At 42.3% G+C, this 1,109-nt stretch carries 1 protein-coding gene; it reads left to right on the top strand.

Translation table 11 applies throughout. The features are described from left to right. Positions 1 to 1,109 (top strand): hypothetical protein (locus FOF46_RS31040; RefSeq protein ID WP_143919283.1); only part of this gene is annotated, 1,109 nt, incomplete at both ends.

Below are 1,109 nucleotides of genomic sequence, written 5' to 3'. Positions count from 1 at the left end.
GTGATTGATAGTACAGATCCTGCAGATTGTTTTGGAGATACTAACGGTACAGTAACCTTTACTGTCACTACTTTAGCTACTACAGTAGATTGGGAAGTGTTTGATGCTGATACAGGACTCACAACAGGTATTACAGGAACATTGACATCACCAACATTTACAGATACCGCTGGAGGTTTAGGAGAAGGAAATTACTTTGTTAGAGTTGTAGAAACAGCTGGTGCTGCAATACCATGTACTGATGCCGCACCATTTACAATTACTCAACCAGCAAGTCCATTAACTTTAGCATTTGTAAGTGCAACCCCTACGGATTGTAATACTGCATTATCTACAGTTACTATGGATGCCAATGGTGGTGTTGGTCCTTATGAGTTTGCTGCGGTTGCAGGGACACTTCCTCAACCTGACCCTATAGCGTTCCCATTAACAAATACATTTACTTTAGATCCTACAACGAGTACGGCTTGGGTAATTTTTGTAAGAGATGCCAATAATTGTATTGTCCCAAGAGAAATAACAATACCACCGTTTACTCCTGCGCCAGTAATTGATACTATTGATGCTTTTGTTGATGATGCCTGTACCTTTGATAATGCTTATACTTTTACAGTAACGGCGACGAGTAATGTTCCTATTCCACCAGGAACGGGAGCGTTAACGTTCTCTTTAGATGGCGGCGCTCGAGTTGCTGGTACAGCTACAGGTCCTAATACGGCTACGATAGATTTTCCATTAAGTGGTCCTGGCACATATTCAGTTGTTGCTTTTGATGAGAATGGCTGTCCGTCTTTACCACGAACTATTGAGGTATTTCCAGAGTTACAAGTTACAGCTGTATTTACAGATCCTACGTGTAGGGCTAATGATGCTACTATTGTAGCTACTGTAACGGGAGGTTCTGCTATACCGGCCAACTGGACATTTGATTTAGTAAACCCTGGTACTGGTGTAACAATACCGGGTGTTACTCAAACAGCAGGTCCGGGAGCTAATCAGATAACGTTTAGTAGTACTACCCCTGGTACGGATGGTATTTTCCCTGGAGATTATCGAGTAGAGGTTACCGATAGTGCTATTAATGTGGCACCTGGTTGTACCGATACTTT

The sequence above is a fragment of the Aquimarina algiphila genome (assembly GCF_007489275.1).
Taxonomy (GTDB): domain Bacteria; phylum Bacteroidota; class Bacteroidia; order Flavobacteriales; family Flavobacteriaceae; genus Aquimarina; species Aquimarina algiphila.
This window is presented reverse-complemented; position numbering and strand designations above follow the sequence as displayed.